The sequence below is a fragment of the Kitasatospora sp. NPDC059088 genome (assembly GCF_042738155.1).
Taxonomy (GTDB): Bacteria; Actinomycetota; Actinomycetes; order Streptomycetales; family Streptomycetaceae; genus Kitasatospora.
In genome coordinates this window covers 59,904-79,213 of the sequence record NZ_JBHYGR010000024.1, presented here as the reverse complement: position 1 = coordinate 79,213, position 19,310 = coordinate 59,904, and the positions used below count along the sequence as shown (strand labels likewise).

17 protein-coding genes are annotated in these 19,310 nt (G+C 70.7%); 8 read left to right on the top strand and 9 right to left on the bottom strand.

What is annotated here, in order from left to right; translation table 11 throughout:
* Window positions 1–25: 25 nt before the first annotated feature.
* The 8 genes from ACFWXO_RS13825 to ACFWXO_RS13790 form a co-directional block, all read right to left on the bottom strand.
* Window positions 26–649, bottom strand: a complete 624-nt coding sequence (locus ACFWXO_RS13825; RefSeq protein WP_375886650.1) for a sigma-70 family RNA polymerase sigma factor — start codon at window positions 647–649, stop codon at window positions 26–28.
* Between the two features lie 184 nt (window positions 650–833).
* On the bottom strand, window positions 834–1,205 hold the full coding sequence (locus tag ACFWXO_RS13820; RefSeq protein WP_375886647.1) for a hypothetical protein: 372 nt from the start codon (window positions 1,203–1,205) through the stop codon (window positions 834–836).
* A gap of 682 nt (window positions 1,206–1,887) precedes the next feature.
* On the bottom strand, window positions 1,888–3,792 hold the full coding sequence (locus ACFWXO_RS13815) for a hypothetical protein (protein ID WP_380523979.1): 1,905 nt from the start codon (window positions 3,790–3,792) through the stop codon (window positions 1,888–1,890).
* Window positions 3,793–3,901: 109 nt separating this feature from the next.
* Complete coding sequence (locus ACFWXO_RS13810; RefSeq protein ID WP_380523977.1) at window positions 3,902–4,360, bottom strand: hypothetical protein; 459 nt, start codon at window positions 4,358–4,360, stop codon at window positions 3,902–3,904.
* Window positions 4,360–4,608 (bottom strand): WhiB family transcriptional regulator, encoded by a 249-nt coding sequence (locus ACFWXO_RS13805; protein ID WP_380523991.1) that lies wholly within the window; start codon window positions 4,606–4,608, stop codon window positions 4,360–4,362. Before ACFWXO_RS13805 ends, ACFWXO_RS13810 begins: the two co-directional genes overlap by 1 nt.
* A gap of 181 nt (window positions 4,609–4,789) precedes the next feature.
* On the bottom strand, window positions 4,790–5,284 hold the full coding sequence (locus ACFWXO_RS13800; protein WP_380523976.1) for a hypothetical protein: 495 nt from the start codon (window positions 5,282–5,284) through the stop codon (window positions 4,790–4,792).
* A gap of 561 nt (window positions 5,285–5,845) precedes the next feature.
* Window positions 5,846–6,001 (bottom strand): hypothetical protein, encoded by a 156-nt coding sequence (locus ACFWXO_RS13795; protein ID WP_380523974.1) that lies wholly within the window; start codon window positions 5,999–6,001, stop codon window positions 5,846–5,848.
* An 85-nt stretch (window positions 6,002–6,086) separates the two neighbouring features.
* A complete protein-coding gene (locus ACFWXO_RS13790) occupies window positions 6,087–6,572 on the bottom strand; it encodes a hypothetical protein (RefSeq protein ID WP_380523972.1) in 486 nt (161 codons plus the stop codon).
* Between the two features lie 336 nt (window positions 6,573–6,908).
* On the opposite strand from ACFWXO_RS13790, the gene ACFWXO_RS13785 reads away from it, so the two are divergent.
* From ACFWXO_RS13785 to ACFWXO_RS13750, 8 genes are all read left to right on the top strand, one after another.
* Window positions 6,909–7,691: a UTRA domain-containing protein gene (locus ACFWXO_RS13785; RefSeq protein WP_380523971.1), complete on the top strand. Its 783-nt coding sequence runs from the start codon at window positions 6,909–6,911 to the stop codon at window positions 7,689–7,691.
* A 174-nt stretch (window positions 7,692–7,865) separates the two neighbouring features.
* The gene (locus tag ACFWXO_RS13780; RefSeq protein ID WP_380523969.1) at window positions 7,866–9,026 is read left to right on the top strand and encodes an XRE family transcriptional regulator; all 1,161 of its coding nucleotides are present in this window, start codon (window positions 7,866–7,868) and stop codon (window positions 9,024–9,026) included.
* Complete coding sequence (locus ACFWXO_RS13775; protein WP_380523967.1) at window positions 9,023–9,601, top strand: isochorismatase family cysteine hydrolase; 579 nt, start codon at window positions 9,023–9,025, stop codon at window positions 9,599–9,601. The genes ACFWXO_RS13780 and ACFWXO_RS13775 overlap by 4 nt, the downstream gene beginning before the upstream one ends.
* Window positions 9,598–10,476 carry an NAD(P)/FAD-dependent oxidoreductase gene (locus tag ACFWXO_RS13770; protein WP_380523965.1) on the top strand — a complete coding sequence of 293 codons (879 nt, stop codon included), beginning with the start codon at window positions 9,598–9,600 and terminating at the stop codon, window positions 10,474–10,476. The genes ACFWXO_RS13775 and ACFWXO_RS13770 overlap by 4 nt, the downstream gene beginning before the upstream one ends.
* 1,070 nt (window positions 10,477–11,546) lie before the next feature.
* Window positions 11,547–13,619 (top strand): hypothetical protein, encoded by a 2,073-nt coding sequence (locus ACFWXO_RS13765; protein WP_380523963.1) that lies wholly within the window; start codon window positions 11,547–11,549, stop codon window positions 13,617–13,619.
* Window positions 13,620–13,645: 26 nt separating this feature from the next.
* Window positions 13,646–14,134 carry a hypothetical protein gene (locus tag ACFWXO_RS13760; protein WP_380523961.1) on the top strand — a complete coding sequence of 163 codons (489 nt, stop codon included), beginning with the start codon at window positions 13,646–13,648 and terminating at the stop codon, window positions 14,132–14,134.
* A gap of 232 nt (window positions 14,135–14,366) precedes the next feature.
* On the top strand, window positions 14,367–14,945 hold the full coding sequence (locus ACFWXO_RS13755) for a hypothetical protein (RefSeq protein ID WP_380523960.1): 579 nt from the start codon (window positions 14,367–14,369) through the stop codon (window positions 14,943–14,945).
* A gap of 203 nt (window positions 14,946–15,148) precedes the next feature.
* Window positions 15,149–16,453 (top strand): hypothetical protein, encoded by a 1,305-nt coding sequence (locus ACFWXO_RS13750; RefSeq protein ID WP_380523958.1) that lies wholly within the window; start codon window positions 15,149–15,151, stop codon window positions 16,451–16,453.
* 157 nt (window positions 16,454–16,610) lie between these two features.
* On the opposite strand, the gene ACFWXO_RS13745 is transcribed toward ACFWXO_RS13750, so the two are convergent.
* Window positions 16,611–17,681 (bottom strand): hypothetical protein, encoded by a 1,071-nt coding sequence (locus ACFWXO_RS13745; protein ID WP_380523956.1) that lies wholly within the window; start codon window positions 17,679–17,681, stop codon window positions 16,611–16,613.
* Window positions 17,682–19,310 lie beyond the last annotated feature (1,629 nt).

Genomic DNA, 19,310 nt, shown 5'->3' with positions numbered 1-19,310 from the left:
AGCCGGGGGTTGTTGGGCCAGGGGTTCAGCCGGTGGCCGGCGCGTACCCGTGCTCGGCCGCCAGCACCGGCCGCAGGGCCCGGACGGCGTAGAAGTTGCGGGACTTGACCGTCCCCGGCGGCACCCCCAGCTGCGCCGAGGCCTCCAGCACCGAGCGGTCCTTGAGGTGCAGCTCGACCAGCACCTCGCGGTGGTGCTTCTGCACCCGCCGCAGCGCCAGCGCGATGTCCCGGGCGACCACCACCTGCTCGTACGGGTCGTCGGCGAGCGGGCGGTCCTCCACCGGCTCGCCGATGGCCTCCTGGGCGCGGGCGGCGGCCATCCGGTAGTGGTCGATCGCGATCCGGCGGGCGACGGTGAACAGCCAGGGGCGGCTGTGCTCCGGGCCGGCGGCCAGGGCCTCCGGGTGCTGCCAGGCGCGCAGCAGGGTCTCCTGGAGGATGTCCTCGGCCTTGCCGCGGTCGCCACCGGTGTTGCGCAGCAGGGCGCGCAACAGGTAGCCGCCGTGCAGCCGGTGGATCTCGGCCAGGGTGTCGGGGTCAAGGGTCCGTCGGACCGGGGCCGGCTCCGGCACCGCGACGGGGTCGGCAGGGGGGCCCGCGGGCGGCTGGGCGACGGACGTGGGCGGAGCGACGGACTGCTTCGACACGCGCTACCTCTCAGGTCGGGCAAGGGCACATGGCAGGGCTTCCGCCGGACATCCCCCGTGGCGGTAGACATCAGCCTGCCGGGCGCCGCCAAGGACCTGCCAACGATCCGCCAACGCCCGGACCGGGCGGCACCCGGCGCGGCGCCGGGTGCCGCCCCGTCGTGCCGGGGAGGCCGCGCCGGGCTCAGTCCGTGCCGGGTGCCGCCGGGCCGCCGTTGAGCGCCTCCACCAGGTCCTGCACCCCGTCCTCGCCCCGGTGCTCGATCAGCACCGCGACCCAGCCGGCCAGCCGTTCGCGCTCGGCCACCGTCCACCCCGGTGCGGAGGGGTGCTCGTCCACCACCAGCGCCCGGGCCAGGCCCAGCAGCCCGGGGGTGGGTTCCGCGCGCCGCTGGCGCTCCGGCAGCACCCCCAGCGCCAGCCGCCGGGCGACGGCCGTCACCTCGGCCGCGCCGCAGGCCGGCACCGCCAGCCCGGACGGCCCCGGCACCACCGGTGCGCCCATCTGCACCAGGGCCGCGATGTACTCCCGCACCTCCGGCCCGTCCGCTTCCATCCGGCGTTCCTCCCCCGTCCCGTTCCGTCCCGCTCTACGGCGCCCACCCCGGTCGGGGTTCAGGCGCAGCCCACCGACCGTACCGGTCGGTACGGTTACGGCCTGAAACCCGCCGGTCCGGCCGTCGTTCCGGCCGTGGGGCGGGGGCCCGGGCGGGGCGCCCCCCCCACCACGGAATGGGTCCGTCAGGCGGCGCGAGCCGAGCCGTTCGTGCTGGAACGGAGCAGCGGAACGGGCTTCGGGCGGGCCTCTGGGAGAACCAGCGGGGGCGGGTCGGAGGGCGTCTCCAGGGCTAGTTCCGCTTCCTCGGCGGCCTCCTGTCGGACGCGGATCCGGGCCGATATCGGCGGAATCACCAGCAGGCTCACGCCTGTTGCCCCACCCGCCACGCCCGCGCAGGCAAGGAACTCGAGGACAGCATGCACAGCAGAACCTTCACTCTCTGTAGTCGTTATGGGGTGTGCCGGCCAACGGTCAGGACTGGCAAAGAGGGGGCGCTCGGGCCCGTGAAGCCGGGCCTGAGCGGGCGCCGGCTGCGCCGAGCGGGCCCGGCCCCAGTGGCCGGGCCCCGGCGGTTTCCCGTGGTCAGTTGCCGCGTAGGCGGGGCACGGGGACGACGTCCCAGGAGAGCGAGCAGAACGGCCACGCGAAGCGGCCGCCCTGCGGACGAGGGCCGGAGCAGTCAAGCCGCAGCATCAGCGAATTCCCGCCGCTCGGCGGGCATGGGCTGCGCCGCGGCGACGTCCGGGCCAGAGGAAGGGATCGTCGTCGCAGCCTGGTCCTCGGACTGGGCGTCCCGCCCGGCCGCAGGGGTCCGCAGCTTCGCCGCGGCCAGGTCGATGACCCGCTGGGCACGCGGCTGGCCGACGCGGAACATGTTCTTGACGTCGCGGATGCCGAGGCTGAGCGCGCCGTCCTCGTCGAAGTACGGCAGGAGCTTGGCGGCCATCGCCTCGTCGTCCAGGGCGCTGCCGCCGGTACCCGCGGGCTCCTCGTGGGGGCCGGTGTCCGTACCTGCGCCGTGCGGGGTCGCGTCGGTGTCCGTACCCGTGCTGGTACCGGAGGTGTTGTTCCCGTACTCGTACACGCTGTCCGGCTCGAACGGGCCGCGGTGCGCGGTACCCGCGTGCGTACCCGCTCCGTCGTGCGTACCCGCTTCCGGGGCGGATGTACTCGGGCTGACCTGCGGATTCTCGCCGGGTACGGCGTCAGGGCCCGTGGAGGTAGCCGCTGTTGCCGTACCCGGGTGCGCGTCGGCCTGGTCTGTCGTACCCGTTCCGCCCGTACCCGAGTACGGGTCGCCGGGCGCCCAGGTACGGGCCGGTGTACCCGTACCCGCCGTTGCGGTACCCGGGTACAGGGCCGTACCCGGCTGGCCCGTACCCGGGTACGGGTCCGATGTACCTGTACCCGTCGTCGCTGTACCCGGGTGCGAGGCGAGTACGGGGCTGGACTCGGAGGCCGTATCCGCAGGGGTGCCGGGTACACCGGGCTGGGTACGGTCCTGCGTTCCCGAGTACAGGCCCGTACCCGGGTACAGGGTGGGTACCAGGTCGGCGGTACCCGCCGGGTCGGTGACGGTGAGGAAGCTGCGCTGGGCCGCTTCGACCTCCTTGCGCTTGGCGAAGTCGACGGTGGCGGTCTCCGGGGTCCGCACCAGGCGCTCAAGGCCGGCCAGGACGTAGACCTGGTCCGGCAAGCTGAGCCGCGCCTGGGCGGCCTGCGCGCGCCGGACGGCCCGTTCACGCCAGCGCGCGGAGAACCACCCGGGCTTCTTGCCGTCCTCGTTCTGCCCGTCCAGTTGCCGGACCCGGTAGAGCCGGTCGGCGGCGGTCTGGATGCGGACCCTGCGGGTGGCGTCGGCCTGGGACATGTTCTCGTCGGCGGCCAACGCAAGCGCCACCTTCACCCACTCGACGGGGTGGAGCATCCGCACCAGCCTGATCCGGCGGTCCAGCCAGTCCCCGGCACGCCTGGCCAACTCGCGGGCGGCCGTTCGCTCCTCAAGCGAACCGAGCTCGAAAAGCACCGCCGCGATGATCGGCCAGGGCGCCCTGGCGATGCTCTCCCTCAGGTGCGCGCCCTCGCTGGCACTGAACGCGGAGGAGATCAGCGCGAACACCCACACCAGCGCGCCGCTGATGCCCGGCGACTGGCCGTTGCGCGAGCGGCGCCGAGCCCGCATCCCGCACACGTACGCCGCGACGTCCAACGCCACGAACGGCATCCAGTCCCACGGGCTGGGCAAGCCGATCAGATCCCGGCCCATCTTCCGCAGCCCGGTCGAGGAGAGACCGGCGGCGGCGGAGGCCACCAGGACCGTCCAGATGTCCTCCCGGCGGCGACCTCGGGTGTCGGAGCGGAGTCTGCGCTGGGCGATCTCCTCCTCGGTGAGCTCCAGTTCCTCCAGGTAGGCCTTCTCGGCCTGGCGCCACCGCACCACCAGCAGGATCGCCGTGGCCGCGGCGACGGCGGAGCCGGCCAGCACGTCGACGTGCGCGGCCAGCCAGTTGGGCGACGGCAGCAGTCCGTGGAGGACGGACAGCAAACCGGGGTCGGACTGGGCAAGCAGAGCGGGGGTGGACATGGTTCTCCTGAGTCGGTGGCCCGAGTCGGGCCGAAGCTGGGAAGCGGTGGAGGGCGGCGGCCGAGCGGCGGGGGCCGGATGCTCGGCCGGGCCCGTTGCAGAGCGGGCATCAGCGGGGCAGATCCGTCCCGCTGATCAGGTGGTGGATCAGGCCCAAACTCAGCCGCGCGAACCCGGCGACCCCCTCGGGCCGCCGGTCGGTGAGCAGAAGCAAGCCGTAGCGCTCCAGACGGACCAGATAGCGGTGCAGCTCGGTGTTCGAGGACACGCCCGAGTGCCCGTGACGCAGCACCGCGACGGCGTACCAGCGGACCCACCGGACCAGCCGGGCCTCCGCACGGAACGCCGTCCGCAGGCGCTCGTGGATCCGGGCGAAGCCCGGGTCGTCGAGCTCCCGGGCCGCCGCCAGCAACCGCAGCGCGGCGGCCAGCGACCTCGAGCGCAGACCCGGCTGCTCCACGGCGGACCGCACCGCAGCCCAGTCGGGTTGGTGCAGCCCGAAGTGGTCGGCGGCGGCCCGGCCGCGCTCGATCGCCTCGGCGGTCCTGTTGAACGGGAGCGCTGCCATCAGCGGCGGGCCCGGTTGCGGGCAGCCCGGCGCTTCATCGCGCGCCGCTCGTCCTCGCTCATCCCGCCCCAGACACCGGCGTCCTGCCCGGTCTCCAGCGCCCACTGGAGGCACATCTCCATCACCGGGCATCGACGGCAGCAGGCCTTGGCCTCTTCGATCTGAAGAAGCGCCGGGCCGGTGTTCCCGATCGGGAAGAACAGCTCCGGGTCCTCTTCGCGGCAGACAGCGCGGTGGCGCCAGTCCATGGTCATCAGCTCCTCAGTGCAGGTCGGAGCCCGTCCCGACGACCGGGACAGGCTGAACATCGGTTGGGTCAGGGCCCGCGTGCGCGATGACGGCTGCGCGAACGTCGCCGCTGCGCCGTAGCCCGGACTCCTTTGGCTGGCCGGTGGCTGGCCAGGTGGGGCCCGCTTCGGGGCTTCCGGTTCACCCGGTGCTGGGGCCCCCGGCGTCGCCGGGCCGGACAACGGGACCGCCGAGCTGGGCGTCCAGGTCCTTGAAGCGGCTCAGCAGGTCGGCCTCGATCGCCTCAAGGACCTTGGGGTCGTCGGCGATGGCGGCTTCCTGCACTGCGGGGCAGGCTTCCAGCGGGGTGTCGGCCGGGCAGCAGATGCCGGCCAGGTGGCCCGTTCGGGCCTGGTCGAGCGGCGTCCATGGAAGGACATCGCAGGTGTTGCCGTGGGGCAGGTAGACGCCGTCCGGGCCGGGAACGACCAGGACGCCGTGGGCGTAGTCGTTGATCAGGCGGTGCCGCTCGGCGCGACGGAGAGACCAGGCGTGAAGTCGGTCGGTGATGTCGCCGAGCCGTCGCAGCCACAGCGCGTCCAGCAGTTCGGTGACGATGCCCGCGCCGAGGCCGACCAGCGCGTACGCGGTCATGGCGGCGGTGTTGAGCCGGGTGTTGAGGGTCTTTCGGGTCATGACGACCTCCGGGGTGAGGCGGAGGGGACCGCGGGTCCGGGGTCTCCCATGACCTTCTGGCGACGGCGGCGCCGCGGGGGCGAGCCGGTCCAGAAGGCCAGGGCAGCCCTCGGAAGGGTGCAGGGTCGCCGCCGGCATGGAGTGCTGGCGGCGACCTGGTGGCGCTGTACGTAGTCGGGTGGGTGCGTGACGGCGTACACCTCGGCGAGGTGTACGCCGTTCGCCGTCCGGCTGGGTGCCGGAGCGGGCGCGCCTGGGTGACGGGGAGGCGTCCCCGAGCCGAAAGTTCTTGCGTCACAAGTCGGTTGGAGCACCCGGCGGCTTCACGCATGCGGCCCCGGGGCAATTCGATGGCTCTGTGGAGTTGTGAAGGACCGAGCACTTCCCTGGCCGCCGAGATGGCGACTTCCGGGTGCCGGACGTACTGGGGGTGGGCCCTGGCGGGGCCCGCCGCACCACCCCCGGCGCCGCTCCGGATGACATGGCCATGCCAGAGCGGTTCCGAGGGATAGGCGGCGGGATGCCCGAACAATCGGGATTCGAACTGCGAAAGGGGGCTGGCTACTCGCCGGACGGGCTGACCGAACCGTCGCCCGAGATCGCCCCGCGAGGCTCCTGGGGCTCCTGCGTCTTCGGCGTCTTCGGCGTCCGGGCCTCCAAGGCCCAGCGGAGGAACTCGTTGGCCTGCCGCCTCTGCTCGTCCTGGGCGGTGCTCATTGGGCGTCCTCCGACTTCGAGTCGTCGGACTGAACCTTGCGATCGCCGCCGGCGAAGCTCCGGCAGAGGTGCTCGACCAGGCGCATCAGATGCCGCCCCTCGACTTCGCAGCGAGCCGAGCAGCCCGCTCGCGGCAGTCGGCGATGTCCGCCTGGAGCGGGCGCCAGCTCTCGACCCGGCTCCCCAGCCACGCCTGCCAGGCCTGCTCGTCGGGGGAGTCGCCCATGGCGTCGGGGTCTTCGACCGCCCGCTTCAAGTCGGCGGCCGCGATGGCGGTCAGCTCGATGGTGGCCAGGCCGGCCGTGCCCTTCACCGTCACGACGTCACCCGAGACCAGCACGTCATTGGTGGGGAAGCTGTTGGCGACGGCCTCGGTGTCGAGCAGCGAGAGCGCGCGGTTGAGTTCGATGGCCAGCTTGCCACCGACCTCGCTGAACGCGGCGATGGCGTCGATCAGGTCGTCGACCGGGTTGTTCTGGTCGTCCTGCGGCAGCTCGCCGCCGGCCTGAGGAGTTGCATCGGGGGACCCGATGTACTCCTGCGTGCTGTGATCCGGCAAGATTGCGGTCACGGCAGATCACTCTCCCTCACGGCAATTGAGGTGGATGTGTGGTGTGCCCCAGCTGGCGGGCTTCGAGAGTGCGATCTCGGAGCCCGCCAGTGCTGTTTCCGGAGTGCGATCCGGAGCCAACTGGGCTGGGACTGGCGTGCGTTGCAGCCGTTCGGGGTGCGACTCCGCTCGGCTGGCGACGTGATAACGATGACACGGCGTCAGGCCTCCCGTCAAGGCAATACCGGTATTGCTTGCGCCTGTCGCTCCAATACCGGTATTTCTGGCGATGTGGTTCACTACTACGCACGGGCGTGCACGTGACCACGCACAGCGAGAATCGAATGGAGGCTCCAGGTGGCGCACAAGTGGGAGGAGCTCTACGTGGAGCTGGTCCAGGAATGCGCCTCGCGCAATCCTGGCGAGGTCCTCCCGTACGTCCAGGAGCTGGTCAATGCTGGCCGCGGTTCTCGGAGCACGGTCACCAGGGCCTACGCCCAACTCGTAGAGGACGGCCTGGCCAAGGGCGTGCCGGGCAAGGGGTTCGTAGTCCTTCCTCAGCGCACCTTCCGCCTCCGCCTGGTGAGGTTCGCCTCTCCTTCGACCCAAGGCCTCGGGCTCTGGACCCCGGTACAAACTGACGGCGGGCCAGGACTCCAAACCCGCCTGACGCATGCTGCCTTCGGAAGAGCGGGAGAGGACATCGCGGACCGACTCCGCCTGCCCGAAGCCAATCCGAACGTCGTCAGCCACGAGTTTCGGACGGCCGCCGAAGACCGCGTGCTGGCTGTCGAGCACGCCTGGTACCCGGACGCTGTCGCCCACGAGGCTGGCTTGCAGACCAGCAGTGGCCGAGACGAGCACGGCAAGAGCGGGCTCGCGGCGCTCATTGACGCTGGCCTGGTCGGCGCCGCCAGCGAGCGCATCCGCTGTCGCCGCGCGACAGCCGAGGAGGCCGCGGCTCTCAACATTCAGCAAGGCGACGTGCTGGAGATCGAGCGCATCCTGCTCGCCGCCTCCGGGGAGCCCACGGAGCTGCGCCGGATTGTGGCGCCGGCCCTCGGCACGGAGATCGTCTACGAGGGACTGGGTACAGCTGGCCTGCAAGAGACGCGAGTACCCGTCGCCGCCGGCGTCTGAATGGCTGTTCATGGCTCCCCTTCCCTGACCTCTGGCTTCTGCGCAGCGGATCAAGCATGGTGAGCGTCAGCCAGGGATTGCAGCCGTTCCTGGACCAGTGGCGGACCAGTCCTGGACCAGTTGTGGACCAGTCATGGCAAGTGCAGCCGCACAAGTCGGGGAGGGAGTGGAATCGTGGGCATCCGCGTCGAACGATGGACGGGGCAAGAAGCATCCGCTCTTCAGCAGGTGCTGAGGATGGCTGATCGCGACTACGCCGAGCACCTTGACGTCTCGCGGACCACCGTCGTCACCTGGCGCAGGAAGGGAGAACTTGTCGTGTGCAACAAGCTCACAGCGCAACTCCTCGACAGCGCCGTCGCCCTCCTGTCACCCACTGATCGCAACACCTTCGAGATGCTCCTTCAGAGGGTCTCCGAACCACCGCCGGAGTCCCCGGCTACGACACGGAGGGCACCGGGACAGCAACTGTCCTTGGTCTCACACCAGTTCATCCCAGTGCCGCTCGGTGCTGCGGCCGATGGCCTCTTCGGAACCGGCCACGGCTGCCCGGTCGGTCCGGCGGCTATGGAACAGCGAGCTCATCCGCTCGCTGACCCCGGTGACCGTCGAGCCCGGCTGCACGTCTACCGGTTTGGGATCGGCGTCCTCCACATCAGGCAGGACCTACTACCGGCCTCTGTGACAGAACTCGCGATCTGGCGGTACCGGTCCTACCCGGAAAACCGCAACTGGGCGCAGAAGGCCGTACTCGACCTGGCAACGAGGCTCGGCCTCTCCATCCAGGCGCCGGAGCCGGAGTACGTCCTGTCGGTGTACGAGCTCCGCCAGCACGGCTGGACCGAGGCCGAACTCGAAACTGGCCTTCACCTGCTGGCGACCCCGTCCATCCTGGTCGACCGGAGCGACGAGACAAACCCTGTCGCGCTCGGAGTCGAGGAACAGCGGTTCAGCCAGGGCTGGCGAGACCCCGCGGCGATCTCCTTCCACGGGGGAGCGTCCCGCGGCGTCGCCGGCTGGTCGGGAGTCGCGTACTTCCCCCAGCCCGACGAGAAGGCCCTGCCCATTGACGCCGTCGTCTCCATGGAACTGGATGTCCAGGCCCTGTGGGCGCTGTCGCTCCACCTGCATCGAACCGTGGAGAACGGCCAGGACCCCCACATGCCACAGGAGTTCGGCTGGCGCTTCCTGCGAGCTGTCCACTCCCGCCTGACCTCCGCCCGGTCGACCGAGACAGCCCAGCACCGAGCGATGCGTGCCGCCGTCGTAGGCACCAGCGATCTGCCGCAACGACTGAAGGACGTCTGGGCGGCCATGAAAGAGGTTGAGGCATGAGCAGGTGGGAAGCGCCGTCCCCGGCCTCCGCGGTTCTGGTGGTTGTGGATCTCCAGGTCGGGTTCGCCAACGCGTCGAGCAACCACGTCGTCCCGGTCATCACCGAGCTGCTCGCCGCGTGGCAGGCCGCAGGCAGGGACTCGGTGGTGGCCACCTTCACGAACCCGCCCGGCAGCCCCTACGAGACGATCAGCAACTGGACAAAGCTGCGCACCGACGCCGAGCAGGCGCTGGTGCCCGAGCTGGTCCCGCTCGCCCAGAGCGCCACTGCCCGTTTCAGTAAGTCCACCTCGGACCTCTTCCAGGTCGACGGTGCGCTCGCAGCCTTCCGCACGCGCGGCTGGACGGACATCGTGATCTGCGGGATCGACACCGACAGCTGCGTCCACGACACGGCGGTCGGGGCCTACCACCGCTCGATCACGCCATGGTTGGTGACGGACGCCTGCGCATCCTCGGGCGGCCCCGAGTACCACGACATCGCCCTCAAGCTCGCCGCTCGCAATCTCGGTGGGCGTTTGGTGAGCAGCGCCGATGTCCACCACTGGCTCCGGAAGGACGGTACCCACTCATGACCGACTCCCAACTGCTCATCGTCGGGGCTGGCCCGGCCGGCTGCTCCGCCGCCATCCAGGCGGCCGGCCTCGGCATGACCTCCATCGTGGTCGACCGATCAGAACGGCCAGGTGGGTCACTCTGGCGAATCGGTAACCTCACGAACATGCCGGGCGACTGGACCGACGGGCCCTCCTACGCCGAGTCCCTGATCAGGCATCTGAACCGCCTTGGGGACCGGTGCAGGCTAGTGCAGGGAGAAGCGGTAGCGGTCGACGCCAGTGAAGATCACGCCTCGGTGGCCCTCGCGGACGGCCGCGTTCTCACAGGTGACTACCTGGTCGTGGCAACCGGCGTCCGCTCTGCACAGGCAAGCGACGTCCCTTGGCTCGACGCGAACGAGGACCTCCCGCCGATCTGGAGCATCACGTCGGAGGACCTCGACGGCAGGACCGTCGTGCTAGGGGCTGACCGCCCGTTGGGGACCTGGCTGCGCACGCATCCCCACTTTGGCGGGACTCTGACGGTCCTTCACCCGAAGACGGATGCCTACAAGGCCGATGAGGTCCGCGAGGACGAGCGTGTTCTCCTCGTGCCAATTGACCGGGTCACGGTCCGTGGGACCGGCCCCTTCGAGGTCGCGTACACCACGGTCAACGGTGACGCTGCGGATCAGGGCGCCGATACTGTGGTTATGAACGTCGGTTCCGTTGCTGCAAGTCTTCCCGGTCTCTTTGCTGCAGCCGACGGGTACTGCCCTCCAGCCGAGCAGCGCCATCGGATCACGACAGCTGGCGACCTTCGATCGCGAAGGAACCAGCGTGTCCAGATCGCCGGTGCATCCGGCGCCGAGGCCGCGCTGGCCCACTACTACGGCGCGCTGGACGCCGTCTGAGGCACAGCAAGACACGGGGGAACCTGAGGCAATGCCGTGGCGTTGGAGGGGCGCCGTGGGTTTAGGATCAGGTGCTGACCGTAACTGCGATCGGGGGGTGGAATCCCCGAGGGCGGTGACGGCGGGCTAAAAGAATAGGCCCCGTGACGGCCGACGTGAATGTGGGTTGGAAGCCCACCAGTCGTGCCGGCCCCGGGGCCAGGAGTCAGGAGCCGTTGTAGGAGGCGGCTTCCGGTGACTCAGTAGCGACAACACCTAACTAGGAGGAGGTGTAGCGCTGTGAATCAGCGTACCTGGAGTGGGCCCCAAGGGTGCAACAGCATCCGGCCGATGTCGTACGGCGCCTCGCCGTTTCCGGCCCGTTGGCCGCTCCGGTCCCAGTCTTCCCTTGTAGGTCAGCACAGCTGCCTTGGAGGGTTCACCCATGAGCGTGACGTCCGAGGGACTGTCCGCCTGGGAGTCGCCTCGTTCCGAATCTCAAGGAACGGGCTGTCGCCGCAGCCGCGCTGCGCAGTTGCTTCGGCGATGGGGGTGGGGATGACCTAGGCCCTCGGGGGCGGCGCCCTGCTCGCTCATGCTCCTCCTGGCAGGGAGGGCTGTGCGGGTAGCGCCGCCCGGGTGTCACCAGCTGGCAGGCCGGTGCGCCCAGATCGTCACGGTGAGGAGACCGCCCTGGCAGGGGCCTGTCTACCTCGCTACTTCATTCGGTTCTTTCCCAGGAACCGCTCCAGCCCAGCGAGGGGCTTTCGCGTTCCCTCCTGCACTGGTCAGAAAGGCAAGGCCATGATGCAGCATCGTGCTGCCCAAATCCACTCCGGCGTGCCTGTGCGCCGACAAAACCGCCTGTTTTCGGACTCCCGTCGATTCGTCGACGCCTACACCACCCCGGTCGGTCACGGGATCAGCGCCTTCGGGCAGGTCCAGTGACGACGCTGACTGTGCCGGCGCCCGATGCTGCCGTGACGCTTCCGGGGCAGCGGCATGCCTCCGGCACCGAGGGTGCCCCCGTCGGTCCGAGTGGCCGGCCACTCGTCACCCGGTTCCCGGCTGCGGCGCTGGCGATCCGGACCATGACCGCGGAGCTGCTGCGGGTCGTGACCGTGATCGCCGACTACGGCTACCTGTCCGGGGCGTGCTTCGCCGCGGACCAGACGATCGCCGACCAGCTGGGCTTGTCCAGGGGCTCGGTCAACCGGCTGGTGGCCCGTGCGGAGGCGGCCGGCATCGTGAGCTCGGAGTTCAACCCGCGCACGGGCACGATGAGCCGCACGGTAACGCCGATCGCTGACGACGCATTGGCGGTGTGCGTGTCCTCGCAGGCGCGGGATCACCTCGCCGGCAGCAGGTTCAAGGCGTACTGCTTCCTGTCGGTGCGTCAGCACCTTGGCGAAGCGACGTCGGTGGCCCGGATCGCTCGGGGCTGCTCGATGAAGGAGGACACCGCCCGGGCGGCGGTGGGGGACCTGCTGGCCGGGGGCTGGGTCTCCCGGGTCGGTGAGGACCGCGGTGCCTACATCTACGTGGTGCACCCGGCTCCGGTGGCTGGCGTTGCGACCCAACTGCCGCTCGATTTCCCCCTTCCCCGACAGGTCCGGCGCCCGCCGGCGGATGACGGCGCCGAGGACGACCTGGCCGAGTGGCTGTGCCCGGGACAGCTCGATCTGCTCTCGGAACCGGTCTTGACCCCTCCCGTTTCGGTGACAGCGCCCTCCCCCGATTCGATCACTGCGCCCACCCCCGTTTGCGGTACACAAACAGGCTCCCTTGATCAAGATCCTGTGAACATGCCGCTGACCGTAGATGGTGGCTGTTCCCGCGAAGCGGCTACGTCGGTAACGCGCGACACGCGCGCGCGAGGCCTCCGGTGGCGTCCTTCCGTCCCCCCGTCGGGGTCCCGCCGCCCGCTGCGCGGGGAACAGCGAACCTCCCGTCCCAGCACCACCCCGAGCCCTCGCAAGCGGGCTTCCGAGGGCACGCCCATCGCGTTCCAGCGGTTGCCGGAGGGCCTCGACCTGGCGCTCGCCCCGGCGATCGACCTGTGGCGTCGCATCACCCACGACTACGCCCGAGGCCTTGTTGCCGCGGAGGTGCGGGACGAACTCAACCGGATCGCAGCGTGGACCGGCCAGGCCGGGGCGCAGAACGTCCTGGCCGAGCGCCTCGAGTGGCGTCTCGCCGAGCACGGTGGCCCCGCACGGGTCACCAACCCGGTTGGCTGGCTGCTGCGACGGGGCCTGCCCCGTCGTGGCCAGCGCTGCGGGCAGCCCTGGTGCGACGGAGGAGTGCGCCTGGACACGGGCGCTGGCTGCCAGGCCTGCGAGGTCCGTGCGGTCGACGCCCGCGCGCTGCGCCAACGCCTGGCGGTCCAGCTCGCCGAGGAGATGCCCTCGGCGTCGGTGGCGCAGCGCCGCGCGGTGCTGGAGCAGCGGCTGCGCGAGCACACTGTGCTGGAGCAGGCCCGTCGGGCCACGGCTCTGGAGCAGGAGGAGCAGGCCCGTGCTCGGGCGGAGGCTGACCGGCCCAGGCGGCTGGCGGAGGCGGCGGCTGCCGAGGCAACCCGGCAGGCACTGCCGTGTGCCGACTGCGGAACCGCTGGGGCGGCCGGGCTGTGCGAGAGCTGCCGGCGGGGCCGGAACCTGGCAGAGGCCATCAGCCAGTGCATCAACGTGGAGCTGGCCGCGCGGGCTGACCTGCGTCGGTACGAGAGCGTCCGTGAGGTCTGGGAGGAGACCCGTAGCGAGCTGCGCGAGGCACGGCGGACGGCTCGCCACGGGGCCGCCGACGAGCAGATCGCCGCTGCCAGCGAACTCCTGGCCGTGCAGCACGCCCTGGGCGAGTACCGCGCCCGCGCCCTTCAACGGCTCGCGGCGTCCCCGGTCGTCGTCGAAGAGGCCGACCGGATCCGTGAGACCGTGCTGCGCTCGCGGCACCGGTACGAGTCCCTGCAAGACGCCCGCGAGGCTGCCGAACGGGAGGCTGCTGCTGCGGCGTCCAGGACCGCGCGGTACGTGCTCGACCAGCGTTTGGCCACCGTGGTGCGCATCCGCGAGCGGATCTCCCAACGGTCCACTCCCACGCCGGAGAAGGGCCCGAACGCCGAAGATGCGAACCAGGCCCGTGCTCGCCTGCGCTCCGGCCGCTGACCCGACATCGACTCTGAGGAGAAACCGTGCCGGACACCAACCGGGATGCCGGAGACTGCGGTCACCCCCACTACGACTTGACCGCCACGTGCATGCTGCCAGTCGGCCACGGCGGCCGCTGGCACCAGGGCGTGAACCCGCACACCGGGGTGTCGCTCCGCTACCGCACCGCGCCCACCGCCCGGCACACCCAGGAGTGGGTCCCCGACGACGACCCCGGCGCGCCCGACAACGGCGAGTGGATCACCCTCCACTACGTGGAGGCGGTGCACGCCCCGACGCCGACCGTCTCCGCAGACTTCGACCAGCGCGCCGCGAGCCTGGCCTCCTCCCACTTCCCCGTCGGCCACATCCGGCAGGCCGCCGAGGGGGCGCACGAGGAACAGTGCGGCTGCGGCACCTGGTACCCGGTCGGCCGGCATAGCCTCCACGTCGGCCGGGAGATCAGCCGGCTCGCCCGCGCTTTCTTCGACCTCGGACTTGAAGCGGGCACCCGCGCGGAAGGACCAAGCTGAACAGCACCGTGCCGCCCACACCCGGCTCGCCGGGCTCCGCGACCAGCGATCCTGGCGCGCGAAGGCCTTCCGGATGCGAGCCCCCGCCACGTACTCGCCCGCGAGGTACGCACAAGTCCGGCCTGCTGCCGGATTCGCCGACCTCCAAGAACCGACCCCGTCCGAGCACAGGGGCTGGAAGACTTTCCCGCAGCAGGCATCGCGCGGAACCGGCCCACGGAGAGGATCACCAGTGGAAGCTGAGCGGCTGGGACACAGGGTGCTGGTCGGGACCGCCTTGGAGACCCCCGCCACCGCGAAGGCCTTCCGGATGCGAGCCGAGCGAGCCCCTGATCGACGTCAGCTCCATGCCGCCGCGGCGCTGGCCGGGGTGACCGGCTTGCTTGTCCTCATCGGCCGGTGGGTCGACCCGCTCGCCGCAATCGCCCTCTTCACCGGCGGCTTCCTGGTGGTCCTCGTCGGCGGCATCTGGCAGCAGCACACCCGCCTTAAGTACGAGCGGCGACTCCTCGCCACCCGCCCCTGGCAAGTCTGGCCGGCCAGCGTTCACAAACTCCGGGCCCGCACCAGGGCCGGCGCCACGGTGTGCCGGGTGGATCTCCTCGCGCGGAACGGAGCCGTCGTCCGATCGGGAAAAGCCGACCTCCCCACCGCACTCTGGGACGCCATGACCGATGGCGTCGGCACCCTCTGGATCTGCGGCGACCTGCGCCAGCCCTACCTGGTTGCCGCTCCCGGCGGAATCGCTTGGACCCTCTGCCACCCCGAGGACCCCCCGGAGCACAGCGTCCACATCACCATCCGGACCTGACCACCAAGCCCCGCGTCGGCCAACCGCTCGCACCCGCGGTCCGCCCGCTCCCCGCCCGTCGCGAGCCAGCCGCTTCAAAGAGCAGACGCACGCGCCCGAGGACGCGGCCGATCCCGACGCCAGGACCGCACCCGCAGCACGCCTACGGCGCAGTCGGCCAGCCCGAACCGGAACTGACCCTCTCCACGCAGAAGGGCCTGCCCATGAGCACTCCCGTCCAAGAGGACAACGACGGCTGGGACCCCGAACGCATCATGATCGCGTTCGCGGAAGCCCTGGGGGCCACGCCCCCAGACCGCACCCCGGAGGACCAAGCACTCGTCCTGGCCGACGACATGGCCCGCCGCGCCGCAGCCCGCCCATCCCCAGGCCGAACCTGGACCGCGCACCGCCAGGACGACGGCACCGTGCACGCCACCACCGAGGACGGAACCGCCGCCGTGGGCTGGACTGCCACTCCCCAGGCGGTGACCGAACTCGTCGCCCCCTGGGAACCCGGCACCGTGCAGCAGCCACTCGTTGACCTACACGGCGCCACCGCCCGGACAACCGCCGTGACCAAGCCGCGCTTCCCCTTCCCCGACACCGCGGAGCTCGACGACGCCTTCGAGGCACCGGCACGGATCACCGACCTCACCGAGGCGATCGCCACCCTGCGCAACCACTGGAACAGCAAGAGCGTCGCCGACCAGGTCGAAGAGGCCACCCAACAGCTCCGGCAAACCGCGCGCCAGGTCCCCGAACTCTCCCTGGACGACGCCGAGAAGACCTGGTGCCTGTCCGCCAGCTGCGGCTGGGTCCGCACCGAAGCGATCGTCAACGCCGGCGACCCGATCTGGGGCAAGATCTCACGCTCGGGCTACGGCCGCGGCTCCTCGTGGATCCCCCGCGCTGCCGCAGAACTCCTCGCCGAGCCGCACGACAACCTCGAGGCCTTCCTGCGCCACCACCTCCTCGACAACGAGGGCCCGGTCGAACTCGAGACGATCAACGGCCCGGAAGGGCCCGTCTACACCCTGGGCAGCGGAGGAGCACACCGCACCCACCTCTTCCGGATCCTCGGCCTGCCCTGGCTGTTCGCAAGGCAGACCGCCCTGATCCCGCCCCGCCAGATCACCGGCCCCATCGAATCCGCCGCGCACTGGCAGGGACTCATCTACCGCGGACTGCTCCACGGCACCGTCCACCGCCAGACCACCATCGCCACCCTGCGCATCGACCACTGCCCCGCCCCATGGATGCTCACCAGGCCCGCACTTGCCACCGCCTACAACATCGCCTACGACCGCGCCTACCCCGGCGCCCTCGCCCGCCTCGGCATCCCCACCGGAGCACTGGCCGGACCGCAGGCCTGGGAGGAGTGGCTCCTCCTTTCACCCTCCCCATGGACGACGAAGCCGAACGCCGCGGCAGACCCCGAGAGCGCCGGCACCCTGCTGGCCAGGCTGCGCGGCCTGCTCCCCTGGCCCGCCCACCGCCATGCTCCAGAGACGCATGACCGGGCCTGACCGCTCCCATGAACCAGTGGGAACCATGGCCAGGTGCGGTCGAACAACCTCACCTACGCCGAGGGCCTGAACCCCCGATGCGGGCTTTCGGCCTGGCACCTCGGCGGGCTGGCGCGGCCGCCCAGCCGCTGAGGCCGCGCCCCTCGATTTGGTCCCGCTACTTCCACTCCACACCCGTCACCGACAGCTTCGTCGCTCCGTACGCCTCCGAGGAGAGCACCGTTGCGGGGCGGCCCCCTTGCGGCACTGCCACGACGGCCTCCACAGACCACACCTCCTCGATGCTGGACCACTTGCGGCCCCGTCCCAGCAGCGCGTCGGTGTCGTCACCGGGCGCGATCCAGTTGGCCGGCGTCCGGCCCCGATCCCGGTACGTGCCCTCCAGTGTGCAGGTGACGAGGGAGCCGCCATCCTTCAGCCTGAACGTCGGCAGCGCGTTCGACAGCGAACGGAACGAGAGGCTGCGCTCGAGCACCTTCTGGTCCCATCCGTTGAAGTAGTCCACCAGGCCGTTGGTGAAATCGCCTCGTTCGAAGTCGGCGCTCTCCGGTTTCCCGCCCGGTACGGTGAAGCTCAGGTACTGGGCGTAGCGCCCGCACACGCCGGTGTCCGTCTCCGCTGTCGGCGACAGCTCCACGCCTCCGGATGTTCCGCGGGCCAGATCCGGCATTACCTTCGGCCGCACGAAGCGTTGGCCCGGCGCCGGTGTCGAGGAGGCGGGATCGGTCGGAGCCGTCGTCGGCGGTGCCTCGGTCACCACCCAGGTGGCCACGACCGCCTTCCACTCCCCGCCCGCCCGGTCGCGGGTGAAGAAGGTCAGGGTGGAACTGCGGTCCGTTTCCTGCCCCTCCGTCTTGTTCAGGACGGCGAAGCTCTGCGGCTCTCCGGAGCCTGTCTGCGGGATCAGGTACACCGGGCGGACCGGATGGATGGGTTCGTTCTTTGTTCCCTTGGCCTGATGCAGCTGTGCTGTGGCCCGGTTCTCCTTGAGTAGCTGCCCATCCTCCACGCGAGCGAGTGCCTCGGCATCGCCCTTCTCGGTGGCCGACTGCCTCTCTTTGACGTACCGCTCGAAGACCTGCTGGGCCTGCGCTTCGGTGAACGACGGTGTCGCGCTGGCCGTGGTGCTGCCCGAGGTGCCGGAGATGGAAGACCCCGCAGACGCCCCGGACCCGCTTCCGGAAGAACAGCCGGTCGCGCCCATCGTGAGGAGAGCGGCAGCCCCCATTGCGCTCCACCCTCGTGCCCGTTTCCATGTGATCACTACGGCTCCCCCCGTTGGTCCATCAATCCGATCGCAGGGATCCTATTGGGTGCCACGAGGGTGCCGGCCAGGGACACTGTCACGGATCAACGGCGCCGTCGGCGCCCGGTCCCGGGCACCAGGCCGGAGATCAGCGACACCGTCGAACGGCTGCGGGCCGTCGCCGCGGCGGAGCACGGCACCATGCTCGCCGTCAGTGCGAGGGAGGCGATCGTGCGCCATCTGTTTTCCCGCGCCCACCGGGAGCCCATGCGAGCAGGAACTCCTCGAAGCGGTGGCACAGCACGTCGGCGAGTGGAACGACCCGGCTGGCTGGGTGGGCCGGACCAGGGCACGGTGGGTATCGCGACAGGACGTCCTGCGCCAGACCCCTCGCCCGACGCCCTCCGAGCTCGCGGTGGCCCGTTCGCCCTGTGGCGCTCGTACGGGCCCGCGCAGGGTGTCGGCACCATCGCCCGCTGCACTGACCACCCGCCAAGCCCAGCCCGGGCTAGCAAGCAGGACAGCACCAACCACTGCCGTCGCATCGCGCGGCGGTACAGCAGGCCGAGCGGGGTGCGAAGCCACCCTCGCATCACTGCGACACTTCGCGGCGTACCTTTGCGACCCGTCGCAGCGCCACCGACGCCCCCGTCGCGCGTCGCACGGCCCACGCTCCCAGGACTGCGACCCCGCCCCGCCCCGACACTTCCGGCACAGCGGTCGCAGCGACCAGTCGGTAAGACCAGCATCGCGCCAGCCTCGGCGAGCGCCGGACCGCGCCCGCCTCCCACGCTGTCGCAGCCCGATGCGAGGAGCACGACGCAGGAGTTCCGGGTCGCAAGCGGGGCGTCCTGCGAGGCGCCGCAGCAGCAGCACGGGCCACCACACATGGGACGGGCCGGCCCCTGAACACCGCCACCGATGAGATTTATCCGCCGGTGGAGCCTCGGCCGGTGCGACCGCGGCTGCGATTCCCGGACCGAGCTGATGATGGCCAAGGACCTAACCGGCGAACCCCGGGACAGACTGTCGTGCCGGTTCGTGACGAACCGACATGACAGGCGGCAAAAGGTGGCGGCCGACCCTGGTCCGGCCAGAGTGCGGGCCCCACCTGGTGCGACGGCGACGGCGGCTGCGACTGCGACACCGGGACCGAGGGCGACCCGGTAGCCCAGGTGCGAACATGCGACTCCTCATGTCGGCAACGGGGGAAACGAGCACCTAGCGGCGCTCCGACAGTGTCGGTTCGTGACGAACCGACACGACGGTTGCAGCGGCTGCGCCCCGCGAACTGGTCCGTCCGGTAAGGCGGCCCTGGCCGGGTGCGCCAGCGACTGCGACTGCGACATCCGAACCGGACGCGGCGCGGTTGCCCATGTGCGACTCGGGGACGCCTCCGGAGCAGTCGCTGCAACAGGACATGACTACGAACGCTGGCCCGACGAGCGACTGCGACACGGCAGCCCGGACCGCGAATCACGGACCTCCGTGGAAGAGTCGCGTGGGGGGCGGTTCTCAGTACGGGGGGCGTAATACCCCACGACGGCGGGCCCCGCGCCGGGCTTAAAAACGCGCCTCACTCGCCCCCGGGCCGATAACGCTCCGCCCATC

What these genes read in the sequence shown, in the direction of transcription:
- ACFWXO_RS13800 (WP_380523976.1), bottom strand. Translation starts at nt 5,284, where the DNA reads ATGACCCGAAAGACCCTCAACACCCGGCTCAACACCGCCGCCATGACC.
- ACFWXO_RS13765 (WP_380523963.1), top strand. Translation starts at nt 11,547, where the DNA reads ATGACCGCGGAGCTGCTGCGGGTCGTGACCGTGATCGCCGACTACGGC.
- ACFWXO_RS13770 (WP_380523965.1), top strand. Translation starts at nt 9,598, where the DNA reads ATGACCGACTCCCAACTGCTCATCGTCGGGGCTGGCCCGGCCGGCTGC.
- ACFWXO_RS13745 (WP_380523956.1), bottom strand. Translation starts at nt 17,681, where the DNA reads ATGGGGGCTGCCGCTCTCCTCACGATGGGCGCGACCGGCTGTTCTTCC.
- ACFWXO_RS13805 (WP_380523991.1), bottom strand. Translation starts at nt 4,608, where the DNA reads ATGGACTGGCGCCACCGCGCTGTCTGCCGCGAAGAGGACCCGGAGCTG.
- ACFWXO_RS13820 (WP_375886647.1), bottom strand. Translation starts at nt 1,205, where the DNA reads ATGGAAGCGGACGGGCCGGAGGTGCGGGAGTACATCGCGGCCCTGGTG.
- ACFWXO_RS13750 (WP_380523958.1), top strand. Translation starts at nt 15,149, where the DNA reads ATGAGCACTCCCGTCCAAGAGGACAACGACGGCTGGGACCCCGAACGC.
- ACFWXO_RS13775 (WP_380523967.1), top strand. Translation starts at nt 9,023, where the DNA reads ATGAGCAGGTGGGAAGCGCCGTCCCCGGCCTCCGCGGTTCTGGTGGTT.
- ACFWXO_RS13795 (WP_380523974.1), bottom strand. Translation starts at nt 6,001, where the DNA reads ATGAGCACCGCCCAGGACGAGCAGAGGCGGCAGGCCAACGAGTTCCTC.
- ACFWXO_RS13815 (WP_380523979.1), bottom strand. Translation starts at nt 3,792, where the DNA reads ATGTCCACCCCCGCTCTGCTTGCCCAGTCCGACCCCGGTTTGCTGTCC.
- ACFWXO_RS13810 (WP_380523977.1), bottom strand. Translation starts at nt 4,360, where the DNA reads ATGGCAGCGCTCCCGTTCAACAGGACCGCCGAGGCGATCGAGCGCGGC.